Source organism: Enterobacter cloacae complex sp. P12RS (genome assembly GCF_014895875.1).
Lineage (GTDB): Bacteria > Pseudomonadota > Gammaproteobacteria > Enterobacterales > Enterobacteriaceae > Enterobacter > Enterobacter bugandensis.
Window position 1 is genome coordinate 23,275 of record NZ_JADBQO010000052.1, and the last position, 19,260, is coordinate 42,534.

The window sequence follows — 19,260 nt, forward strand, 5'->3', positions numbered from 1 at the left end:
ATCACCTCATTTCGTCATACGTTCGTAATATTAAGCGCCTTACGCAAAATAAACGGACAGACAATCAAGAAAGCATATTCCGGGCTAAATATTGACCCGGTAAAAAACAGCGACACCGGCGTAAAAAGATAAAGCTGCACGCGGAAGTTCTGGTTATCACCAAACGCGTTGATCATCATTTTGAAAACTTTAAACAGATACCACAGCGTCAACAGTACGGCGAACCATGAAAAATAAATAATTAACAGATACAGACCATTGTCTATGGTTTTACCGACATCCGCACCGTTAAAGATTCCGAATGATGCAACATATTCGTAAAGTGAGCCGAATCTTACTACACCATCGATATGGGTTAAGGAATAACCCACCATCACCAGCGGACCAATGATGCGATAATAGGACGATGACCCTTCCGTTCCCAAATCACCCAGACGTTCTGAAATGTACGGAAACGCGAATATGACGCCTACTAAAAATACCGTCAGAGAGATTATCGCCAGCGGCAGTTTTTTCTTAATCGCATCTTTGTTCAGGTACTGGAACGCCCACTCCAGCAGGTAAAACAGGATAAATGTCATTACCCCTGAGAACGATCCAGACAGAACGATTCCTGCAAGAATCATAGCATCGGTCTTAGGCGTTTTGATACCAAACTGTTTGATGCTGAGCCAAATTGAGATTAACGCCAGAGCGAAAAACGCCGGTTCAAAATAGAGCGCCGTTGTACGCTTCCCTCCAAACTTAATGAAGTTCAGTACATAGCTGTTACTGTAAATGAGATATTTCGAAATTATCTCCATCAGGCTGCTGCCGCCCGTGAGAATAATTTGCGCCATCTCCATTGCCGCAAGCACAACAATTAACGCAACGGCAATATAAAAGAACCTGAGGATTTTCCGATAATTGTGCGGTGAAATAGTTTTGAAGCGAATACTCCAGACCATGCCAATAATAATAACGATATAAACAAACAGCATGGTTGAAGTGACGTATTTACTGGCATCCAGCGACTGGCCAAAGATGTAGTTAAACAGCGTCAGACCCGTGCCCAGCCCCAGAGCAATCATCAGCTTCTTCAGGTTGATTTTATCGACATACAGCAGAAGCAGAACGGGCAAAAAAGTCACGATGGTTATCGGGAAGCTTTCGCCGAGCTGGGCAATTTTGACGTTGACCAGCAGGTAGATCAGCGGCAGCAGCAGATAACTACAGATTCTGATAGAACGAGACATACTCCTCCAGCATCTGTTGTCCACTGTAGGCCTTGCGGCTGCGGTTGCGGAACGATTCCAGGTCAGTGCCAAAAACGGCCTCGGCGATCTGCGCCTTCGGCAGTTGCACCAGAGGCAGGACCTCGTGCGCGGCGAAGGTTTTTCCGCCCGATTTTTCCAGCACTTCGCGCGCTGCATCGCTGTGGGTGGCAATCACCGGCACGCCGATGGAGAGCGCCTCGCAGAGGATCAGCGGGTAATTATCAACGCGAGAGCTGAACACCAGCGCGTCCATACCATTCAGGGCGCTCATCAGCTTGCGCTTGTCGGTTTCAAACCCGTGATTCACCACGTTAGCGCCTTCGAACGGCGAGAATTTGCCAAAGGTATGCAGTTCAATTTTGTCGCCGAGCGCCATCATGTCGCGCACCAGCTGCTGGTTGGTTTTGCCGTCGTAGCGCAGATCGTGCGCAACGATGGCAATTTTCGGTTTGCCCGCGGTTTCCGCCACCGGCGTCAGCTCGGCCAGGATGGCTTCCGTCGCCACGTCGATACCGTTGTTGATAATCTGACAGCGCCCTGCCCCATACAGGCTGTTGAAGGCGTCGGCCACGTGCTGGCTCGGGGAGATAAACGTGCAGCCGAGCGAAAGCATGTCGCGGAACAACTGACGCTTTCCGTCTACCAGCTGATGCGCGCGATCCACCTTCACCGGCGGATAGTTGCTCAACGTCGGGCATTTCTGGCAGCTATCTTTCCAGCCTTCGCAGCCGTCGGTAAACGCGCAGCGTCCGGTTACGCTCCAGTGATCGTGCAGCGTCCAGACGAAGCGGGTGTCGGGCTTGTGGGCCTGCACCTTCTGACAAAACGCCACCACCTCTTCCAGATTCAGCCAGTAGCTGTGTAGCACGTGAAAATGCAGCACAACCGGGCCGGTAGTGCGGGTCACGGTGCGATATAGACTGTTCAGGTTGCCAAACAGATCGCGGTTAAACAGGCGGAACAGCGCAATGTTGGCAACAGAGGTCAGACGCGGCGTGTGCTTGTGCACCTGCGGGAAGTTATCATGGCTGACGCTTTTCTTGCCGCCTTTGCCGTAGCCGTAAATAAACCGGGATTGAAGTCCTTTTTGCAGGGCACGCTGGTGCAGATCCAGCGCCACGCCTGCCGCTCCGCCTTCTGCGAGGCGTACGTTAAATTGCAGAATGTTCATTTAATCACCTTCACGCGGGCTTTCTCTCCCACCACCAGCGCGTTATCGGGGATGTTGTCCAGCACCACGCTGCCCGCCCCGATCGTCACGTTGTTACCAATCGTAATGTCGCCAATCATCACCACGTTCGCCCCCAGCTCGACGTTATTGCCGATCACCGGGCAGGCCAGGCTGTCCGGCCCGCGGTTGCCGATCGTCACCCCGTGGCGAATGGTGAAATCATCGCCCGCAACCACGAACTTGTTGATCACCACCGCATAGCCGTGGTGGATGGTAAAGCGGCGGCCAATGGTGGCAGCGGCCTGGATTTCATAGCCAAAAAAGCATTCGGTGATGATGCGGTACAGCACCAGAATCGGTGCCGCCCAGATATTGTTCAGTACGTTTTTCTTGCGCCACACCGAGCAAAAGTGCGCGATGCGGTACGCCAGAACCATGCAGCACGGGCGCAGGCTCCAGCTGTTTGCGCGGCAATCTTCCAGAAACATTATTTCCCCCGAAGCCCGTCAGCCAGACGCTTGCCGTTACGCACCGACAGCAGCGTCAGCAGCGTGCGCCAGTTCATGCGCTTATTGCGGATCTGATACAGGGTAAAGAGCTGATACTTGCGGCTGGCACGGTCAAACTTGTCCTTGTGCTTGCGGTAAAAATGGAAGTAGCCTGAAAACTTCTTCGGTGAGGAGGTGATCTGCATCTCCCCGTGGTTGATGTGCAGGATCTGCGTGGCCTCTTCCACTTTCCACGGCTCGCCGTACTCCACCACCATCCGCAAGAAGATGTCGTAATCCTGCGCGGCCTTCAGTTCGGTATCGAACAGGCACTCCTTAAAGCGCCACGCCCAGGTAAAGACCTGATTACCGATAATGTTGCGCTTGTAGAACAGGCGACGAGAGTACGGTGATTTCGGGTACAGCGGCAGGCTCGCGGGCTGCGAGTAAACCTCGCCCTGGCAGACATAGTCGTTGGCATACAGAAAAGCGTGCGTGACCAGCTGCTCTTTATGCGAAAGGAAGACGGACAGGCGGTTCGGCGTCCATTCGTCGTCATCGTCGATGCCGGTCAGATACTGCCCTTTGGCCTGCATAATCGCCTGATTACGCACCGCGCACGCCCCGGAGTTAATCGGGTTATGGGTATACATCACGCGCGGATCGTTGAGTTCGGTGACAAATTTTTGCAGCTGTTCATACGAGGAAGAACAGTCATCAACGATGATCAGTTCCCAGTTATCGTAATCCTGACGTAAGACTGACTTAATAGCGCGGATCGCCAGCTGCTGACGGTTCCATGTCGGCATATAGATAGAAACTAAAGGGCGTTGTGTGGTCATCTTTTCCTCCTACCCCTCACCCCGGCCCTCTCCCCCTGAGGGGAGAGGGTGAAAGGCGGCACCGGACAGTTCCCTCTCCCCTCTGGGGTGAGGGTTAGGGTGAGGGGGGGTGTTTTGTTATTTGCTGTCAGACTTGTATTCGTACTCGTAATAACCGTAATCCTGGTACCCGGTCGCACGACGGAAGATGGAGTTCAGGATGACCCCTTTCACCTCAATGCCGTTCTGCTCGAAGCGGCTCAGGCTGGTTTCCACTTCCTTCAGGGTATTCACCGCATAGCGCGCCACCATCAGCGTGGTACCCGCATGACGGCCAACCACGGCGGCATCGGTCACGGCCAGAATTGGCGGCGTATCGATCAGCACCAGGTCATAGTTTTTGCTCGCCCACTCAATCAACTGGGTGAAGCGTTCGCTCATCAGCAGTTCAGACGGGTTCGGCGGCACCTGACCACGCGGGATCAGGTCGAATCTCGGAATCGAGGTCGGCTTGGCGCTCTGGCTAATCTCTCCCTGACCCAGCAGGATTTCCGACAGACCGTTCACGTTGTTGGTGCCCAGCAGTTCGTGGGTATAACCCTTACGCATATCGCAGTCGATCAGCAGAACGCGCTTGTTGGTCTGGCTCACCACGGCCGCCAGGTTGGCACAGACAAAAGTCTTACCGATAGACGGGCTGACGCCGGTTAACATCAGGACGTTGTTTTTAGCCTGCATCATGGCGAAGTGCAGACTGGTACGCAGGCTGCGGATCGCTTCAATCGCCAGGTCGGTTGGGTTACCCACGGCCAGCAGCTGGCTCTGTTTGTAACGCTTAACGCCCTTGATGGTCTTGACGCTGTCACGGGATTTTTGCCACTCAGACAGCGGAATGCTGGCATAGACGTTGATACCACTCTCTTCCAGCACCTGCGGGCTTTCGATACCGCGGTTGAACAGCGAGCGCAGCAGGACGCCAACGATAGAGAGCATCAGGCCAAGAATAATGCTGCCGAGAATAATCAGCGCTTTCTTCGGCTTCAGCACGCCAGGCTGGGTAATGGCCGGGTCGACGATACGCACGTCACCCACGGTGCTGGCCTCGGTGATTTTCAGCTCCTGCTGTTTGTTCAGCAGCTGCATGTAAACCTGTTGTCCGGATTCCACGTCGCGGGTCAGACGCACGATCTCCTGCTGCGTTTTCGGCATCGCGGTCACGCGGTCGTTCAGCTTCGCCTTCTCCTCTTCGAGAGTGCGGCGCTTCTCCAGCAGCGTGCGGTAGGCCGGGTGGCGTTTGGTGTAAAGCTTGGAAATCTCTGCCTCTTTGAAGGTCAGCTCGTTGAGCTGCGCATCAATATTCACCATCGAGTCGAGAACCGATTTCGCCTCCAGCGGCAGGTCGACGGAGTCTTTATCCTGACGGTAGGCGTTCAGCTTGTTCTCGGCATCGTCCAGACGGGCACGCACTTCCGGGAGCTGTTTAGCGAGGAACGCCAGGCTTTTCGCCGCTTCCGCCGACTTGCGCTCGACGTTCTGCTCAAGGTAGTTGCGGGTTATGCTGTTCAGGATGTCGCGAATTTGATCCTTATCTTCACCGGTAAAGGTCATGCTCAGCACGCCGGTGTCCTTACCATTTTCGGTGACGGTCAGGTTGTTCTGCAGATTGTTGATCATCCCCAGCGTGGAGAATTTGGTGACGGTGAATTCACCGCCCTCCTGGGCGTGGATCGCGCTAACCATCATGCTAACGCCGTCTTTGTTCAGCATCTGCCCCACTTCGCCGCGTGCGCTAAAGCCCGCATCGCTGGTCAGCTGATACTGTTTCGGGCCCAGCACCGTCAGGGTAAAGGTTTGATCCCCCGCCCCTTTCGGCAGCACAAAGTCAGTGACCTTTACGGTGTCATTGCTGCGCCCCATCAGACGGTCCCAGCCGGCACCGAAGATCGGGAACGTATTTTTGGTGACGGAGATGTCGAGTCCGAGGTCGTGAACCGTTTTACCCAGCACCAGACGCGACTGGATCAGCTGAATTTCAGCGTCGGATGCTGGCGGTTTGTTCGCCAGCGCGGAGCCGATATCCTGCACCAGCGAGTTGCCGGTATTCTGCTCGATCTGCACCAGCGCGTCGGCGCTGTAGATAGGTGTGGCGAACAGCGTATACACGACGGCCGCTGCGGCAAACACGGCAGTAATGCCAAGCACCCACCACTTTGCCTCGATAACCGTGCCGACCAGGCGACCAATATCAATTTCATCACTGCCCGAAGTCGGGGCGGCAGAAGGTCTTGTTTTTTCTGTCATTGTTATCCCTGCTGAGCTTTCAGTGCCTGCGCCCACTGTTGGGCAGACTGGTCAAGTAAGGTGTAAACCGCCTCGAAGGCTTCATGGCTCTTGCGATACGGATCGGGGATTTCGCGTTCGTTGTCCCAGTGACCAAACAGCATCACCTTGCCGCGCATCTCCGGAGCGATATCGCATAGCGCATGAATATGGCGTTTTTCCATTGCCAGAATCAGGTCATACTCCCGGCACATGCGGCCGGTGACCTGGCGGGCGATATGCCCGTCAAGAGAGAGGTTGTGATCGCGGGCCACGCTCGTGGCGCGCTCGTCGGCACCTTTGCCCACCAGCGCGCCCAGCCCTGCGGACTCGACCGTTAACTCGGGCTGGTACTGTTTCAACAGCCGTTCAGCCGTGGGGGAACGGCAAATGTTCCCCACGCATACCACCAGAATTTTGTTAAACATCGCGGATTACCAGGTATGAATGTCGCGCGCCGTATCCGTCATGTAGCGAACGCCACTGATGGTTGGCAGCAACTGGTTGATCAGACGGTTCCAGCGGGCAACCGGCGCGGTGGTGACGTAAACCACATCGTATGGCTGGAGACGGAACTCCGTCGCCATCACCAGAGACGTCGCATCGGACATATCCAACTGGTAGATGTTGGCAATCTTGCCCTTCGCACTGCCTTCACCCTTCAGCGGACGGATGACGAAGATACCGGTCGCGTTAGAGGTGGTCAGATCGATACCTTCAGCATTGCCCAGCGCTTCGGTCAGGGTCATGCCGCTGAAGTCCATTTTGAGAGTGCTCTGTTTCTTCACTTCACCCATCACGAAGACTTTCAGATCGTCGTTGCGCGGTACGTAGAGAATATCGCCCGGATAGAGCAGGCGGTTCTGGGTCAGGTCGCCGTTTTGCATCAGCGCCTGCAGCGAAATGCGCTGCTCTTTGCCGTTGTGGGTCAGCACCACGTTGCGCCAGTCGGCGCCGTCGGTTAAGCCGCCCGCGGCGTTAATGGCGTCCAGAACGGTGAGCGGAACGTTGGTGATGGCCTGCTGGCCGGATTTGTTCACCTGACCGGAGATATAGGCTTTTTGCGAGCGGAATGCGGCGATATTAACGTCCACCTGCGGGTCGGCGATGTACTGCGCTAAGCGGCCGGTAATATCACTACGGATCTCGGCAAGCGTTTTCCCGGCGACATGTACTTTACCAATGTACGGATAGAACATGGTGCCATCTGACTGTACCCAGTTCCCGGTGTCGCTTGAGCTACGGTACTGGCCCGCTGGCGTGGTCAGTTCAGGGTGGTCCCAGACGGTCACGTTGATCACGTCGCCCGGCCCCACGCGATACTGATAGGAGGCAATTTCCTGGTCCAGAGACATATTCGGCTGGGCAACATTCGGACGTGGACGTAATTGTTCGACCAGACGTGGCGTAAGTGGATAAACATTCACCATTTTGTCGAGATCAAAATCGGCATCCTGTTGCTTGATCACATCCTTACCCATTGTTGACATATTGCTGCCGGGAAAGACCGTGCAACCACTCATCAAGGTCACAGACACCAATAATGGCATCAATTTCATTTTGGATTTCATCATTGATTATTTATCACTTTGGCAGAGTAATTATCCTGTGCAATTTAAATAAGCCTGAGACGTATTGGGTTTCAGCATGCAGTTAATCAAATAGAATATAACTGGCATCAGTCCTAAAAAAAGCTTATTCATCCATTGGCTATTGACAGAATAATCGAGGCTGATTCACACGCTTTCAGGCACGCTACCGCCCTTGGCTTTCAGTTACCAATCCACTGACTAAACAATGTGTTATGGATAGACACCCTCTTGAGTAAGGTCTTCTGGAAATATATCAGCCGCTTGAAATACACAACGGATAATGAATGACCATTCCGAAGACCAAAACAATAATAGCAACAACAAGATTTAACATTTGATGCTGGGAGAATTGTTGCAGCTAACCTAATAGCAGGCAAGGAGACAACTGTCCTAATATCTGTTTTTAAGATTAATATTAAGAGCAAAGTTTTGACCTTTTAGGATTTTCTTTATATTGACAAAAAGAGAGTAAAAACCATTATCTGCGATATATCCTAAAAAGCACTCAAAATAATAAAATATACGTATTTTGCTTATTTACACTCATCTGAGACTGCTCTCTTTTTTACGCATCGTATTAAGAGAAATCTCAGCCCGACATTGCATTTTCTCCCAGCTTTATCCATGATCGAAGTGTGACATTCGTCATATAACAGAAGGTATTGCTATTACTATGGAATGGATTGCCGATCCATCAATCTGGGCCGGGCTGGTGACGCTGGTCGTCATCGAATTAGTGCTCGGTATTGATAATCTGGTGTTTATCGCCATCCTCGCTGAAAAACTGCCCCCTTCCCAGCGCGACCGCGCGCGCGTGACGGGTCTGCTGCTGGCGATGGTGATGCGTTTACTGCTGCTGGCCTCTATCTCCTGGATGGTCACGCTCACTCAGCCTCTGTTCTCCGTTCGCGGCCTGAGCTTTAGCGCGCGCGACCTGATCATGCTCTTCGGCGGGCTGTTCCTGCTGTTCAAAGCCACGGTGGAGCTTAACGAGCGGCTCGAAGGCAAGGACAGCGAGAACCCGACCCAGCGACGCGGGGCGAGATTCTGGCCGGTGGTGGCGCAAATTGTGGTGCTCGATGCAGTCTTCTCCCTGGATTCGGTGATTACCGCCGTCGGGATGGTGGAGCATCTCGCCGTCATGATGGCCGCGGTAATTATCGCCATCACGCTGATGGTGATGGCGAGCAAAGCACTGACCCGCTTTGTGAACAGCCACCCGACAATCGTGATCCTCTGTCTCAGCTTCCTGCTGATGATTGGCTTTAGCCTGGTCGCCGACGGTTTCGGCTTCCACATTCCGAAAGGCTACCTGTACGCCGCCATTGGCTTCTCAGTCATGATCGAAGCGCTCAACCAGCTGGCGATATTTAACCGCCGCCGGTTTCTCTCCGCGAATCAGACCCTGCGCCAGCGCACGGCCGACACCGTGATGCGCCTGTTGAGCGGCAGGAAAGAGGATGCCGAGCTGGACGCCGAATCCTCTGCCCTGCTGGCCGATCACAGCGACGGGCAGATCTTTAACCCGCAGGAGCGGCTGATGATCGAGCGCGTGCTCAACCTGAATCAGCGCACGGTCAGCAGCATCATGACCTCCCGGCATGACATTGAGCATATTGACCTCACGGCACCGGAAGAGCAGATCCGCGCCCTGCTGGATAAAAACCAGCACACCCGCGTGGTGGTCACCGGCGGTGAAGAGGAAGAGGAGCTGCTGGGGGTGGTACACGTGATTGACCTGCTCCAGCAGCAGCTACACGGCGAGCCGCTCAACCTGCGCGCGCTGGTACGCCAGCCGCTGGTCTTCCCGGAAGCGCTTCCGCTGCTCTCCGCGCTGGAGCAGTTCCGCAACGCGCGCACCCACTTCGCGTTTGTGGTGGATGAATTTGGTTCGGTGGAAGGGCTGGTCACGCTCAGTGACGTAATGGAAACCATCGCCGGTAATCTGCCAAACGAGGTGGATGAGATTGATGCCCGCCACGACATTCAGAAAAACGCTGACGGCTCGTGGACGGCCAACGGCCACATGCCGCTGGAAGACCTTGTGCAGTACGTGCCGCTACCGCTGGATGAAAAACGGGAATACCACACCATTGCCGGTCTGCTGATGGAGTATTTGCAGCGCATCCCGCAGCCGGGAGAAGAGGTTCAGGTGGGCGACTATCTGCTTAAAACCCTGCAGATTGAAAACCATCGCGTGCAGAAAGTGCAGCTAATTCCACTGCGGGATGAGGAAGAGCTGGATTTTGAGGTTTAGGTAAACCAAAACGGCAACCCCGTTGCCGTTTTGGTGTTTGCTCCCTCTCCCGTGGAGAGGGTCCGGGTGAGGGCATCAGGCCGCACCGCCGTCAAAGCTTATCCAGCAGCTTCTTCACATCCTTGCCGTTCTGGGAATCTTTATTACGATCCGCCCAGCTGTTGAGCCGACGCTTCGCTTCATCCTGCAGATGCTTACGCAGGATCTGATCTACCTGAAGGCTGTAGTTCAGCGCCTGCCATTTGCCGTATACGCTAAGCGGAACCGGCGTCTCTTTGAGGAAGTCAATCAGCTTGCTTTCGCCCTGCCAGCCGGAAAGCACCCGGACGTTAAAGCGCGTGTCCGCCGTCTCTTTGACGAGATCCAGCGAGCCTTCTCCGGTTAACGACAGCATAGATGAAGTTCCCTGCATCCCGGCCAGCGTCAGCACCCCGTTATCCAGCGTCAGGTCAGTGGTGAAGCTGTCGAGGCGAGTTGCGCTGTCGTAGTTTTCCTGGGCTTTAACATCGCTGCTGCGCTCCACCGCCTGCTGAACCAACTGCTGGAAGTTGAGCCCTTCCATTCGCGAATCTTTCAGGTCAACATGCGCCTCGCCCTGCCACTCACGGCGGAAGGCGTTGGCATCAATTTTGGTGCCTGAGAAATCGCCCGCCAGCGTCAGCTGACCCGTCAGGGATATCGGATAGTTAAAGGCTTTGAGGATGCTGCCAATCTCAACGTTGTCGAGACGCGGCTGGAATTCAGCGCTGGCAACGTCCTTACGCACGTCCAGCGTACCCGGAAGTGACAGGTGACCCGCCCCCATTTTGCCGCTCAGTTCTGAAATAACCAGCAACCCGTTGTGGTTGAACATCTGGCCGTTCACGTCGGTAAAATCAATACCGCGCCAGCGCACGCTGTTGGCTTTCAGCAGAATATCCGCCGTGAAGCCGCGCAGCACGTTATAGTCAGGCTGTTCAAGGTTGGATGAGATAACCGGACGCGACACCGGTGACTGGCTTTGCCCCGTCTGCACGGCATCGCTGTCCGTTGCGCTTGCCGGCACCGGTGGCAGGATGTTCTCCAGGTTGAGCTTGTCAAACTGCAGGTTCAGCACCCACTTCGGCTTATCGTCGAGCGTGACGCTCGCCTGACCTTTCAGGCTGCTGTCGTTGGCCTGCAGATTAAGGTTTTCCAGCGCCAGCTGTTTTTGCTCTTCGCGCCATACGGCCTGCAGCGTCCCCTGCCCGGCGATCCCCTGGGTAGGGAGATCCGCTCCCGTCAGCTGCCAGCTAAGCTGCTGGATGTCGGCCGTCAGCTGATGCGGGTAGTCCGACGCATTCACGTTTGCATTCAACGAGAGGGACAGATCGCGCTGGTCGCGGTTTACCCGTCCGCTAAATTCCAGCGACGCAAGATGGTGTTCATCCTGTTCCATCTGCAGGTTGATGTTGCGAACGGTGACCTGCTCCTGATCCTCATGCTGGAACACCAGCACGCTATCGGCCACTTTCAGTTTGCCTATATCAAAGGACCAGCCCGTATCGGACGGTTCATCCGGTAAGGTATTCTCGCGCGGCGCAACCGGCGCATTCGCGTCGCGCACGGCTTCGGTCTGCGGGGTAAGCTGAATGACCGCGCCCTTCAGCATCACCTGATTAACCTGCAGCTGATGGGAGATGAGGGGGATCAGCGCCACATCGAGACGCATGTTGTCCGCAGAGACCAGCGGCTGTGCCGCGCCCGGCGCGGTTAACGACATGCGGCCAGAGAGAATGCTGAGCTGCGGCCAGACGTGCCAGCGCAGCGGCCCGTCAAGATTCAGTTGGTAACCACTGCGTGCCTCGACCTGCCGCACCATGTAAGCGCGGAAATCATTCGGGTTAACCAGCAGAACCAACGCCGAAAGGCCAGCAACCAGCACTACCAGCAAAATCATCAGCGTTGTCAGAACTCTTCTCATGGCATCCTCAATGGACTTAACGATCAGTCTTTATCAATACGGCTGGCAACCGCACCCTGCTGGTCGCGGTATTTTGCGTCCTGGCGGCGGTTATAAGGCCTGTCTGCCGGGCCTGTCAGCGGTTCAAAGCTTAACGCACCGATCATCATTCCGGGGCGCAGCGCCAGCGGCAGTTTACCGGCATTGAAGAACTCCAGCACGATACGGCCGGACCAGCCTGGGTCGATACGGTGCGCGGTCACGTGAACCATCAACCCCAGGCGGGCCAGAGAAGAACGGCCATCAAGCCAGCCGACGAGATCCGCAGGCAGGGTCACGGATTCATACGTCACCGCCAGCGCCAGTTCACCCGGGTGCAGATAAAAAGCTTCGCCTTCGTCAATGATGATTTCATCACTCATGACGCGATCGAGCGCGGCGCTGACTTCATCCTTCGGCCCGCTGAGGTCGATGAACGGCGCGGTATGACCGCTAAAGGTGCGGAATTTATTCCCCAACCGTACATCAACGGTCACCCCATTGATACGCTCCACGGGGGGACGTGGGGTAATAGACAAGCGGCCTTCATCCAGCCAGGCTTCAATATCACGATCGCAAAGACGCATGGTACTTTCTCCTTTCATGCATCGTACCCTGAGCCGTTGAACGCTCAGGGTAAAACCAGGTTATCTCTGAACGGTACACAATTCGCGCGGCTTATTCAAAAAACTGGCTGATTTTCGCTTTTAAGATATCAATAGCAATGCGGTTTTTGCCCCCGCGAGGCACGATGATATCGGCGTATTGTTTGGATGGTTCAATAAACTGCAGGAACATCGGACGGACCGTTTTCTGGTATTGCGCCATGACGGAGTCCATCGAACGGCCGCGCTCGTTAACGTCACGCTTGATGCGGCGCATCAGGCAGATATCCAGCGGGGTATCGACGAAGATGGAGAAGTTCATGGATTCACGCAGGCGGGCATCGGTCAGGAGCAGGATGCCTTCAAGGATAATGACCTTCTTCGGCTCGATGCGGATCGTTTCCTGGGTACGGGTGTGTTCTACGTAACTGTAAACGGGCAGTTCGATCGCCTGGCCGCTCTTAAGCGCTTCTAAATGCTGGAACAGTAAACTGTGATCCATCGCATTCGGGTGGTCGTAGTTGGTTTTTACACGTTCTTCCATCGACAGATGGGATTGATCTTTGTAGTAGCTGTCTTCGGGAATGACGCCGATATGCTCATCACCTACCTGTTCACGCAGTTCGCGATAAAGCGTACTGGCAATTAGACTTTTACCTGAAGCCGATGCGCCGGCGATGCCTATAATGACGCACTGATGAGACTTATCAGTCATAAATTTAGCGACCTGAATAACCTGGATGTTAAGGAAGGACGACGCCGGAGCGTCAAACGCGGCAATTATAGGGATTTCGCGGGCGTGATACCAGTCGAATGCGCAGGTTCTGCGAGACAGGCTGAAAAGTGGCGCATTGATCCCTGAGAGAAATTTTAATGAACGTTTTTTCAGCGTTTAAAAGGAATTTTTTAGCGAGTAACTATTTAATAAGTCTATGATGTCAAATTATGAGCAGTCGCCATATGAATTGTAAATTGTTTGTACTAGCATAAACCAAATTATCAAATTCACTCGTGCGCACTTCTCTCCTGACGGCATGGCGTCTCTGGATAAAGCGGTAATGAATAAACAATACCAGCGGGTTTTGGTTACCACCCCACATCCTTTATTACGACTTGTCTGTCTGGGCCTGGTCACCTTTATCTTTACCTTATTTTCGCTGGAGCTTACCCGCTTCGGTACCCTGCTGGCGCCACTCTGGTTTCCTACCGCCATTATGATGGTGGCGTTTTACCGCCATGCAGGAAAAATGTGGCCCGGGATAGCCCTGGCCTGTTCATTTGGCAATATTCTGGCCTCGTGGATGCTGTTCTCCTGGGCGTCGATAAACCCCACCTACACCGCAATAAACGTTATTGAGGCCATCATCGGTGCCGTGTTACTGCGCAAGCTGCTTCCGTGGTACAACCCGCTGCAAAATCTAAACGACTGGATCCGCCTGGCAATAGGCAGCGCGCTGGTGCCGCCGCTGGTGGGCGGTATTCTGATGACGCTTCTGATCCCCGGCCCTGAGCCGCTGCGTAATTTCATCGTCTGGGTGCTATCTGAATCCATTGGCGCGCTGGCGCTGGTGCCGCTGGGGCTGCTGTTTAAATCCCATTACCTGCTCCGCCACCGTGATCCGAGATTGCTGCTGGAAACCCTGGTTACCATGGCCGTAACGCTGGCCCTCAGCTGGGCATCCATCACCTGGCTGCCATGGCCCTTTACCTGCGTGATTGTCCTGCTGATGTGGAGCGCCGTGCGCTTGCCGCGGATGGAAGCGTTCATGGTGTTTCTGGTTACCGTGATGGTCGTTTCACTGATGATTGCCCATAACCCTTCGGCGCTGACCACCCAACATGCCGGGCCGATGATGAACGCGCCGTGGCTGCCGTTCCTGATGCTCCTCCTCCCCGCTAACGTGATGACCATGGTGATGTATGCCTTCCGTGCCGAACGCAAACACATCACCGAGAGCGAAGAGCGCTTTCGTAATGCAATGGAGTATTCCGCCATCGGTATGGCGTTAGTCAGCATGGAGGGCCAGTGGCTTCAGGCCAACAAGGCGCTGTGCAATTTCCTCGGTTACAGCCAGACCGAGCTACAGTCGCTCACCTTCCAGCAGCTCACCTGGCCGGAAGATTTGCATACCGACCTGGAACAGCTGGAACAGCTGGTCAACGGCGAGATCAACACCTACACCCTTGAAAAGCGCTATTACACGCGCAACGGAGAGGTCGTCTGGGCACTTTTGGCCGTCTCCGTCGTGCGCCATGCCGATGGCTCGCCGCTCTATTTTATCGCCCAGATTGAAGACATTAACGACCTGAAGCAGACCGAGTGGGTCAATAAACGGCTGATGGAGCGCATTACGCTGGCCAACGAAGCGGGCGGCATCGGCATCTGGGAGTGGGATCTGGAGCCAGACATCATCAGCTGGGATAAGCGGATGTTTGAGCTGTATGAAATTCCGCCGCACATCAAGCCCACCTGGCAGCTCTGGCACGAAAGAATATTGCCTGAAGATCGCGCCCATGCGGAGCAGGTACTGCGGGATTCACTGGTTTCGCGTCTGCCGTTTAAGCTTGAATTCCGTATCCGCGTGAAGGAAGGCGTGCGCCATATACGCTCCCTGGCCAACCGGGTGCTGAATAAAGAGGGTGAAGTCGAACGTTTGCTCGGCATCAATATGGACATGACCGAGGTGAAGGAGCTTAACGAAGCGCTGTTTCAGGAAAAAGAGCGTCTGCACATCACGCTCGACTCCATCGGCGAAGCGGTGCTCTGTACCGATATCGACATGAACGTCACCTTTATGAACCCGGTCGCCGAGAAGATGAGCGGCTGGCTGCAGACCGAGGCCATCGGCCAGCCTATCCTGAAGGTGTTACACATCACCTTTGGGGAACGGGGCCCGCTGATGGAGAATATCCACAGCGGCGATATGTCACGCTCCGATATCGACCAGGATGTAGTGCTGAACTGCCGCACCGGCGGATCGTTTGATATTCACTACAGCATTACGCCACTCAGTACCCTTGATGGGCACAGTATTGGCTCGGTGATCGTTATTCAGGACGTCACCGAGTCGCGCAAAATGCTGCGTCAGCTAAGCTACAGCGCGTCGCACGATGCCCTCACCCACCTGGCAAATCGGGTCAGCTTCGAAAACCATCTCAAACGGCTTCTGCAAACCGTTCGCGAGACGCGTCAGCGTCATGCGCTGGTCTTTATCGATCTGGACCGCTTCAAAGCCGTCAATGATAGCGCAGGCCATGCGGCGGGAGATGCCCTGCTGCGGGAACTCTCTTCCATGATGCTAACCATGCTTCGCTCCAGCGACGTGCTGGCGCGCCTGGGCGGTGACGAGTTTGGGCTGCTGCTGCCGGACTGCAATATTGAGAGCGCGCGCTATATCACCGGTCGTTTGATCCATACCATCAATGACTATCACTTTATGTGGGAAGGTCGCCTGCACCGGATTGGCGCCAGCGCAGGGATCACGCTGATTGATGAGCATAATAACCAGGCGTCAGAAGTGATGTCGCAGGCGGATATTGCCTGTTATGCCTCGAAAAACAGCGGTCGCGGCATCGTGACGGTGTACGAACCGCAGCAGGAGCGGGATCGGAGCGCGCGCAGCATGATGTCGCTGGACGAACAGTGGCATATGATCAAAGACAATCATCTGATGATGATAGCCCGCAGCGTCGCCTCTCCGCGCATACCGGAAAGCTGTAACTTCTGGCTGATTTCGCTACGCCTGTGGACCAGCCAGGGTGAAGTCCAGGAGGAGCACGCCTTCCGTTCTGGTCTGGCGGAGCCCGAACTGCTGCACGCCCTCGACAGACGTATCTTTGGTGAGTTTTTCCGCACCTCTGCCGCACAGGTCGCCCGTAAAGGGATGGGGGTAGCACTGCCGCTTTCTGCCGCCGGTTTAGCCAGCGTAACGCTGGTCGATGAACTCCTCGACCTGCTCGATAACAGCCCCATGCCGGGCCGTCTGCTGCATCTGGTTATCGCGAGCGACGTGGTGTGTAATCCGGATGAGAACCTGCAGCGAGGGCTGCAAAAGCTTCGCCAGGCGGGCTGCCGGGTGATCTTCAGCCAGATAGGGCGCGACATGAACGTCTTCAGCCACCTGAGCCCGAACATGGCCGATTATCTGATGCTCGACGCCGAGGTGGTGAGCAACGTATATGGCAATCTGATGGATGAGATGATGGTGACCATCGTTCAGGGCCACGCCCAGCGTCTGGGGATGAAAACCATCGCGGGCCCTTGCAACCAGCCCATCATGATGGATACGCTTTCCGGCATCGGCATTGATTTTATCTATGGCGACACCATCGCCGAGCCGCAGCCGCTGGATCTACTGCTCAACACCAGTTATTTCGCCATCAACTGACGGCGTCCAGCCGTCGGTATACCAGATGTGCAGCAGCGCGTAGGAGCGCCACGGCTGCCAGCGCTCGGCGTAACGATGGATCTGCGCGGGAGTCATCCCGGCGAAGCGTTGCTTAATCAGATAATCATCCGGCAGGAACACATCTTTCGCCTGCCAGCCTCTCAGGGCCAGGTAATTTGCCGTCCAGCGCCCGATGCCCGGCCGCTGCTGTAGCGCCTTCATGCCTGCCTCAACGTCCTCGGGCGGCGTCAGCGGAAACGTCCCGTCAACAACCGACTGCGCCAGATGAATCAGCGCCTCCGCGCGTTTTACCGGCATCCCGAGCGCCTTGAGCGCCAGCGGATCGGCAGCGGCCAGCGCTTGCGGGGAGGGAAAGCAGACATAACCCGGTGCATCCTTCACCGGCTCACCGCACAGGGCGACAACGCGGGAAGCCAGTTTCGCCGCCATCGCCACGCTGACCAACTGCCCGAGAATGGCCCGGACGCCCTGCTCGTACGCATCCATCGCCCCCGGCAGACGCAAGCCGGGGCGGGCAGCGCCGAGATCCCCCAGCGTATCCGCGATGTGCTGCGGGTTACAGGCGAGATCGAACAGGCGCGCGATACGTTCAAGACACGTCTGCGCAACCGGAACCAACCCCGGGCTGAGCGTCACAATCAGCGTGTGGGTAGCGATATCCGGCGTCACGCGAAATATCCCCTGATGGCCATCGCAGGCAAAGCTGCGCTCGTAGTAGTCGCTCGTGACGGTTTCAATGCCCGTCACCGCACGCGCGCCAAGAAAGCCAAACATCCACTGCCAGTCGTAAGGGGGTTGCCACGTCAGGGTATACATCGCTGCTCCTTTTTTATTTTTATCAGCATAAACGGAAAGACCTTGTTTTGCCTTGCTTTCATATTCCTGTTGTCGCGATGCAGACATTTCGTTAAAGTCTCGCCCCTTCTCACCGGCATGGGGATTAATCGTGTTTATTGGATTTGACTACGGTACGGCAAACTGCTCGGTTGCGATCATGCAAAACGGCCAACCGCAGCTTCTGAAAATGGAAAAAGAGAGCACGCTGCTGCCATCAATGCTCTGCGCGCCGACGCGCGAAGCGGTGAGCGAGTGGCTGTTCCGCCACCATCAGGTTCCGGCTACCGCGGCGGAGACCCAGGCGCTGCTGCGTCGGGCGGTCAGCTTTAACCGCGAGGAAGACATCGACGTTACCCCTTCCAGCGTGCAGTTTGGCCTCTCCTCGCTCGGGCATTACATTGAAGATCCGGAAGAGGTCTACTTCGTTAAATCGCCAAAGTCCTTCCTCGGCGCGAGCGGCCTGAAGCCGCAGCAGGTGGCGATGTTTGAAGATCTGGTGTGCGCCATGATGCTGCATATCCGCAATCAGGCGCAGTCGCAGGTGACGGATACTATCACCCAGGCGGTGATTGGCCGCCCGATCAACTTCCAGGGGCTGGGCGGTGACGAAGCCAACCAGCAGGCGCAGGGGATCCTTGAGCGTGCGGCGCACCGGGCGGGATTCCACGACGTGGTGTTTCAGTACGAGCCGGTTGCGGCGGGGCTGGATTTTGAAGCCACGCTGACGGAAGAGAAGCGCGTGCTGGTCGTCGACATCGGGGGCGGTACAACGGACTGCTCGCTTCTGCTAATGGGACCGCAGTGGCATCACCGTCGTGACCGCGAAAACAGCCTGCTCGGGCACAGCGGCTGCCGCGTAGGCGGTAACGATCTGGATATCGCCCTGGCCTTCAAGAGCCTGATGCCGCTGCTGGGCATGGGCGGGCAAACGGAAAAAGGCATTGCCCTGCCGATCCTGCCGTGGTGGAACGCGATTGCCATCAACGACGTTCCGGCGCAGAGTGATTTTTACAGCACCGCGAACGGGCGCTTCCTCAACGATCTGGTGCGCGACGCGCAGGATGCCGAGAAGGTCGCCCTGCTGTATAAAGTGTGGCGTCAGCGCCTGAGCTACCGCGTGGTGCGTACTGCGGAGGAGTGCAAAATCGCCCTTTCCGACCGTCCTGAACATGCGGTCTCCTTGCCGTTTATCCGCGACGATCTGGCCACGGCGATTTCACAGGAGGGGCTGGAAACGGCGCTTGCTCAGCCGCTGCAGCGCATTCTGGAGCAGGTCCAACTGGCGCTGGAGAACGGCAAAGAGAAGCCGGATGTGATCTACCTGACCGGCGGTAGCGCCCGTTCGCCGCTGATCAAGAAAGCGCTGGCGGAACAACTGCCGGGCATTCCGATTGCCGGTGGGGATGACTTTGGCTCCGTTACCGCAGGGCTGGCGCGCTGGGCGCAGGTGATGTTTAGCTAATGCGGTTGTGCCGGGTGGCGGCTTCGCCTTACCCGGCTAAAACGATCGCCACACTCAGACCATTCCTGACAGTCTTCCATATT

General features: G+C 55.7%; 14 protein-coding genes. 3 read left to right on the plus strand and 11 right to left on the minus strand.

The annotated features are described in order from the left end of the window. Positions 1 to 14: 14 nt before the first annotated feature. The 7 genes from wcaD to IM284_RS21005 form a co-directional block, all read right to left on the minus strand. Positions 15 to 1,235: a colanic acid polymerase WcaD gene (gene wcaD, locus IM284_RS20975; protein WP_045260416.1), complete on the minus strand. Its 1,221-nt coding sequence runs from the start codon at positions 1,233 to 1,235 to the stop codon at positions 15 to 17. After that, a complete protein-coding gene (gene wcaC, locus IM284_RS20980; RefSeq protein ID WP_041909114.1) occupies positions 1,210 to 2,427 on the minus strand; it encodes a colanic acid biosynthesis glycosyltransferase WcaC in 1,218 nt (405 codons plus the stop codon). Before wcaC ends, wcaD begins: the two co-directional genes overlap by 26 nt. Next, positions 2,424 to 2,915: a colanic acid biosynthesis acetyltransferase WcaB gene (gene wcaB / locus IM284_RS20985; RefSeq protein ID WP_045629830.1), complete on the minus strand. Its 492-nt coding sequence runs from the start codon at positions 2,913 to 2,915 to the stop codon at positions 2,424 to 2,426. Before wcaB ends, wcaC begins: the two co-directional genes overlap by 4 nt. Continuing rightward, positions 2,915 to 3,757, minus strand: a complete 843-nt coding sequence (gene wcaA / locus IM284_RS20990; RefSeq protein WP_028013800.1) for a colanic acid biosynthesis glycosyltransferase WcaA — start codon at positions 3,755 to 3,757, stop codon at positions 2,915 to 2,917. The genes wcaB and wcaA overlap by 1 nt, the downstream gene beginning before the upstream one ends. 117 nt (positions 3,758 to 3,874) lie before the next feature. Beyond that, entirely contained in the window at positions 3,875 to 6,037 is a 2,163-nt protein-coding gene (wzc, locus tag IM284_RS20995; RefSeq protein ID WP_041909110.1) for a tyrosine-protein kinase Wzc, read from the minus strand. A 2-nt stretch (positions 6,038 to 6,039) separates the two neighbouring features. Beyond that, the gene (gene wzb, locus IM284_RS21000) at positions 6,040 to 6,483 is read right to left on the minus strand and encodes a low molecular weight protein-tyrosine-phosphatase Wzb (RefSeq protein ID WP_045629833.1); all 444 of its coding nucleotides are present in this window, start codon (positions 6,481 to 6,483) and stop codon (positions 6,040 to 6,042) included. Positions 6,484 to 6,489: 6 nt separating this feature from the next. After that, positions 6,490 to 7,629, minus strand: coding sequence for a polysaccharide export protein (locus IM284_RS21005; protein WP_014170829.1), 1,140 nt, complete (start codon positions 7,627 to 7,629; stop codon positions 6,490 to 6,492). A gap of 691 nt (positions 7,630 to 8,320) precedes the next feature. Between IM284_RS21005 and IM284_RS21010 the strand changes: the two genes are divergently transcribed. Continuing rightward, the gene (locus tag IM284_RS21010; protein WP_047367932.1) at positions 8,321 to 9,904 is read left to right on the plus strand and encodes a TerC family protein; all 1,584 of its coding nucleotides are present in this window, start codon (positions 8,321 to 8,323) and stop codon (positions 9,902 to 9,904) included. 91 nt (positions 9,905 to 9,995) lie between these two features. Here the strand turns inward: IM284_RS21010 and asmA are convergent, their stop codons facing one another. The 3 genes from asmA to udk form a co-directional block, all read right to left on the minus strand. Beyond that, the gene (asmA, locus tag IM284_RS21015; RefSeq protein WP_047367933.1) at positions 9,996 to 11,846 is read right to left on the minus strand and encodes an outer membrane assembly protein AsmA; all 1,851 of its coding nucleotides are present in this window, start codon (positions 11,844 to 11,846) and stop codon (positions 9,996 to 9,998) included. Positions 11,847 to 11,869: 23 nt separating this feature from the next. Continuing rightward, complete coding sequence (gene dcd / locus IM284_RS21020; RefSeq protein ID WP_028013805.1) at positions 11,870 to 12,451, minus strand: dCTP deaminase; 582 nt, start codon at positions 12,449 to 12,451, stop codon at positions 11,870 to 11,872. 91 nt (positions 12,452 to 12,542) lie between these two features. Then, positions 12,543 to 13,184 carry a uridine kinase gene (gene udk / locus IM284_RS21025; protein WP_008500855.1) on the minus strand — a complete coding sequence of 214 codons (642 nt, stop codon included), beginning with the start codon at positions 13,182 to 13,184 and terminating at the stop codon, positions 12,543 to 12,545. Between the two features lie 343 nt (positions 13,185 to 13,527). Between udk and IM284_RS21030 the strand changes: the two genes are divergently transcribed. After that, the gene (locus IM284_RS21030) at positions 13,528 to 16,857 is read left to right on the plus strand and encodes a diguanylate cyclase (RefSeq protein ID WP_047367934.1); all 3,330 of its coding nucleotides are present in this window, start codon (positions 13,528 to 13,530) and stop codon (positions 16,855 to 16,857) included. On the opposite strand, the gene alkA is transcribed toward IM284_RS21030, so the two are convergent. After that, complete coding sequence (gene alkA, locus IM284_RS21035; RefSeq protein WP_047367935.1) at positions 16,822 to 17,694, minus strand: DNA-3-methyladenine glycosylase 2; 873 nt, start codon at positions 17,692 to 17,694, stop codon at positions 16,822 to 16,824. The genes IM284_RS21030 and alkA overlap by 36 nt on opposite strands. Before the next feature lie 130 nt (positions 17,695 to 17,824). Here alkA and yegD point away from each other — a divergent pair, with 130 nt between their 5' ends. Then, positions 17,825 to 19,177: a molecular chaperone gene (yegD, locus tag IM284_RS21040; RefSeq protein WP_047367936.1), complete on the plus strand. Its 1,353-nt coding sequence runs from the start codon at positions 17,825 to 17,827 to the stop codon at positions 19,175 to 19,177. Positions 19,178 to 19,260 lie beyond the last annotated feature (83 nt).

What these genes read in the sequence shown, in the direction of transcription:
- wcaD (WP_045260416.1), bottom strand. Translation starts at nt 1,235, where the DNA reads ATGTCTCGTTCTATCAGAATCTGTAGTTATCTGCTGCTGCCGCTGATC.
- wcaC (WP_041909114.1), bottom strand. Translation starts at nt 2,427, where the DNA reads ATGAACATTCTGCAATTTAACGTACGCCTCGCAGAAGGCGGAGCGGCA.
- wcaB (WP_045629830.1), bottom strand. Translation starts at nt 2,915, where the DNA reads ATGTTTCTGGAAGATTGCCGCGCAAACAGCTGGAGCCTGCGCCCGTGC.
- wcaA (WP_028013800.1), bottom strand. Translation starts at nt 3,757, where the DNA reads ATGACCACACAACGCCCTTTAGTTTCTATCTATATGCCGACATGGAAC.
- wzc (WP_041909110.1), bottom strand. Translation starts at nt 6,037, where the DNA reads ATGACAGAAAAAACAAGACCTTCTGCCGCCCCGACTTCGGGCAGTGAT.
- wzb (WP_045629833.1), bottom strand. Translation starts at nt 6,483, where the DNA reads ATGTTTAACAAAATTCTGGTGGTATGCGTGGGGAACATTTGCCGTTCC.
- IM284_RS21005 (WP_014170829.1), bottom strand. Translation starts at nt 7,629, where the DNA reads ATGATGAAATCCAAAATGAAATTGATGCCATTATTGGTGTCTGTGACC.
- IM284_RS21010 (WP_047367932.1), top strand. Translation starts at nt 8,321, where the DNA reads ATGGAATGGATTGCCGATCCATCAATCTGGGCCGGGCTGGTGACGCTG.
- asmA (WP_047367933.1), bottom strand. Translation starts at nt 11,846, where the DNA reads ATGAGAAGAGTTCTGACAACGCTGATGATTTTGCTGGTAGTGCTGGTT.
- dcd (WP_028013805.1), bottom strand. Translation starts at nt 12,451, where the DNA reads ATGCGTCTTTGCGATCGTGATATTGAAGCCTGGCTGGATGAAGGCCGC.
- udk (WP_008500855.1), bottom strand. Translation starts at nt 13,184, where the DNA reads ATGACTGATAAGTCTCATCAGTGCGTCATTATAGGCATCGCCGGCGCA.
- IM284_RS21030 (WP_047367934.1), top strand. Translation starts at nt 13,528, where the DNA reads ATGAATAAACAATACCAGCGGGTTTTGGTTACCACCCCACATCCTTTA.
- alkA (WP_047367935.1), bottom strand. Translation starts at nt 17,694, where the DNA reads ATGTATACCCTGACGTGGCAACCCCCTTACGACTGGCAGTGGATGTTT.